4 protein-coding genes and 1 pseudogene are annotated in these 3,005 nt (G+C 41.0%); 1 reads left to right on the forward strand and 4 read right to left on the reverse strand.

Going from position 1 to position 3,005, the window contains the following annotated elements; all coding sequences use genetic code 11:
• The first annotated feature begins 642 nt into the window (after nucleotides 1–642).
• Nucleotides 643–912: a glutathione S-transferase C-terminal domain-containing protein gene (locus LC574_RS33570; RefSeq protein WP_229457916.1), complete on the forward strand. Its 270-nt coding sequence runs from the start codon at nucleotides 643–645 to the stop codon at nucleotides 910–912.
• A 90-nt stretch (nucleotides 913–1,002) separates the two neighbouring features.
• Here LC574_RS33570 and LC574_RS33575 read toward each other — a convergent pair.
• From LC574_RS33575 to LC574_RS33590, 4 genes and pseudogenes are all read right to left on the reverse strand, one after another.
• Nucleotides 1,003–1,329 (reverse strand): annotated as a pseudogene (locus tag LC574_RS33575) (esterase); the annotation flags it as partial.
• A gap of 144 nt (nucleotides 1,330–1,473) precedes the next feature.
• Nucleotides 1,474–1,869: an arsenate reductase, glutathione/glutaredoxin type gene (gene arsC, locus LC574_RS33580; RefSeq protein ID WP_229457911.1), complete on the reverse strand. Its 396-nt coding sequence runs from the start codon at nucleotides 1,867–1,869 to the stop codon at nucleotides 1,474–1,476.
• Between the two features lie 45 nt (nucleotides 1,870–1,914).
• Entirely contained in the window at nucleotides 1,915–2,574 is a 660-nt protein-coding gene (gene arsH / locus LC574_RS33585) for an arsenical resistance protein ArsH (protein WP_229457912.1), read from the reverse strand.
• Nucleotides 2,575–2,604: 30 nt separating this feature from the next.
• The coding region (locus LC574_RS33590) for an MIP/aquaporin family protein (RefSeq protein WP_229457914.1) at nucleotides 2,605–3,005 on the reverse strand (401 nt) is incomplete at its 5' end.

The raw sequence follows: 3,005 nt of genomic DNA on the forward strand, positions 1-3,005 counted from the left end.
TCACAGGCTTTTAGCTTAAGTCCACTAAAGTGGACTAAAAGCCTTTCTTAGTCGTCTTTAGACGACTTTTGCTATTAGCCTCAGAATTTATTCTGAGGCGGGCTAGATGAGAATGAAATAGCCCTGCTTTGGACGGGTTGCGTTAGATTTACCTGTAAGATTGTCGCGTCCACGAGATAGAGCTAGTGAAGTATTTGTAAATATTAGAGAAGCAGTACTAGAACGAGTTATGAATAATGAATATCACGCACATCAATTATTGCAAATAAGCCATTAATACTCTAGCTTTAAGTGGATATAGTAATCCGCTTTGATTTTTGAAATTATTTGCGTAGGCGGGGAGTAGGGAATAGAGAGTAGGGAGTAGGGAATCAGGCTTTTCGAGGTGTACGGTGTTTATTCAAAAATCAAATAGGAATCCTATATCTCATCTAGTAAATTAACAAAACCCCAACTATCAAGGGTGGCAATGGAGTCAAAAAGAGAGATATTAGTTAAGTCCCATTGCTAAAGCACAGGTTCGCATCTGGATTGATTTTGCTAATACTCGATTTGTTCCAGCTTTTTCTGCTCTCTTAACGTAGTCCTGATATCCAACAGCAAGAAGCAGCTAAACAAGAACTATATAAACATCTGGAGTTTATCGAAAAAGAAGCTTTTGGGAAGTTATCAGGAGACGGCCCTTACTGGTTTGGCGAATCCGTCAGCTTGGTTGATTTCACCTTTTACCCCTGGTTTGAGCGTTGGCCTGCACTGAAGCACTATCGAGGCTTTACACTACCAGAGGAATTTACTCGTCTACGTCAATGGAAAAAGGCTTTAAAACAACGTGATTCTGTGGTAGCGATCGCTAATAGTAAGGAGTTCTACATAAAACGATATGCTAGATTTGCTACTCCTGTTCCTGCCTAGCACTGCTTTTTGGGAGTCAAAATAATTTAATCTTTCCTTAAGTTTTCGCCGCTCAAAAAGATTTGGGCGGCGAAAAACTAATCCCAGAATTCACTTTTCCTCCAACCATTGTAAAACCCGATTCCATGCCCACCAAGGATCAGAATCTTGTACTTGATGCTGGCACTCTTTGCTACTCAAATAGCCAACATGGCCGCCGTACTGAGTGAGTAACAAATCTATTATGGGATTGCGATCGCACGCATCTTTTAATTCTGGTATGATAGCTGGGTCAAAAAGTGGGTCATCGGCAGCATATAAAATCAAAGTCGGTTTTGAGATTTGCGGCAATATTTGTAAAGCACTACTAGCTTGGTAATATGCCTCCACAGAAGAAAAACCTAGTCGTTTAATTACCAATTCATTATCAAAACCCCAACAAGCAATCGCCGCCGGATTTGGGCAGCATATCACCAAGCCTGTGGAGCCAGCTAAATTAGTTCGAGCGATCGCTAAGTTAATTTGTAATTGTAGTAATCTGCAAACTAACTTACGATCCTTTTAAAATCGAAAAAGACATAATTAACTAAGAGACTCAATTAACTTTACAACTCGTTCCTTAACTTCATCTCGAACCCGCCGAAAAACTTCAATTGATTGCCCTGCTGGATCATCAAGTTGCCAATCTTCAAACACATCTCTTAACACCCACTCTTCGGGTAAGTTAACACCACAACCACATAATGAAATCACAGCATTATAATCATTAGCATTGAAATCACTTAAAGCTTTAGAAGTCTGATTGCTAATATCAATCCCAATTTCTGACATCACTTCAACAGTAATAGGATCTACCTCACTTGCTGCCAAACCTGAACTAGCAACAGCTACTTTACCTTCTCCTAATATTCGCGTAAATCCCTCTGCCATTTGTGATCGCCGGGAATTATGCTTACAAACAAACATTATTTTTTTCATGATGTTGTTATTTTTTGATATATTCACAGAAAAATCTGATAAACTTTAATTGGTATTCATTTCAAGCGCACTATTGGCTACCCTAATGGTTTCTTGTGCCGCTTTTTCTTTACGTTCGCTGTAGCGGTCTGTTAGGTAGTCAACCTGATCGCGCAATAACACCGTAAATTTGTAAAGTTCTTCCATAACATCGATGACGCGATCGCGGTAAGGTGAATCCTTCATTGTTCCACCTTCGTTAAACTCTTGGTAAGCTTTCGCCACCGAAGACTGATTGGGAATCGTAAACATTCGCATCCACCGCCCCAAAATTCGTAGCGTATTAACAGCGTTAAAAGACTGAGAACCACCACTTACTTGCATGATTGCTAATGTTTTGCCTTGAGTCGGTCTAACTGCTCCTAAACTTAAAGGAATCCAGTCAATTTGGTTTTTCATAATGCCAGTAATATTACCGTGCATCTCAGGAGAAGACCACACTTGCCCCTCAGACCAGATGCTCAATTCCCGTAATTTTTGTACCTGGGGATGAGTATCTGGCACACTGCCATAAATGGGTAATTCACGAGGATTGAAAAACCTGACTTCTGCACCCAATCCCTCAATGATTCGAGCAGCTTCTTCTGCTAACAAGCGGCTATAGGAGCGCCCCCGCAAAGAACCATATAAAAACAATATTTTTGGTGGATGTTTGAAAGAGGTCATAGAAATAAAATCGCCATAAATCTTGCTCCTTTATTCTTTGAAATCACGAAATCCGTTGGAAAGTTGCCGATATAATATCACTGCTAATTGCGCTCCTAAAATGGGTGCAACCCAATAAACCCAATGATGCTGCCAAATTCCTCCCACCAAAGCCGGGCCTAAAGAACGCGCCGGATTCATACTTGCACCTGTAATTGGCCCCATAAATGCTGCTTCCATCCCCACCGTTAAACCGATCGCTAACCCAGCAAAACCAATATGGGCGCGGCGATCTAGTCCAGAACCCAAAATTACAAACATCAAAATAAAGGTGAGAACGAACTCCAACACCAAAGATTGCAACCAATTCCCATTCAGTGGTAGAGTCGCCCCTAAATTCGCAACTTGCCCCAAACTAATTAGTAGTAAAGCTGAAGCTGCGATCGCACCTA

The organism is Nostoc sp. CHAB 5715, assembly GCF_020829685.1.
GTDB lineage: Bacteria > Cyanobacteriota > Cyanobacteriia > Cyanobacteriales > Nostocaceae > Nostoc.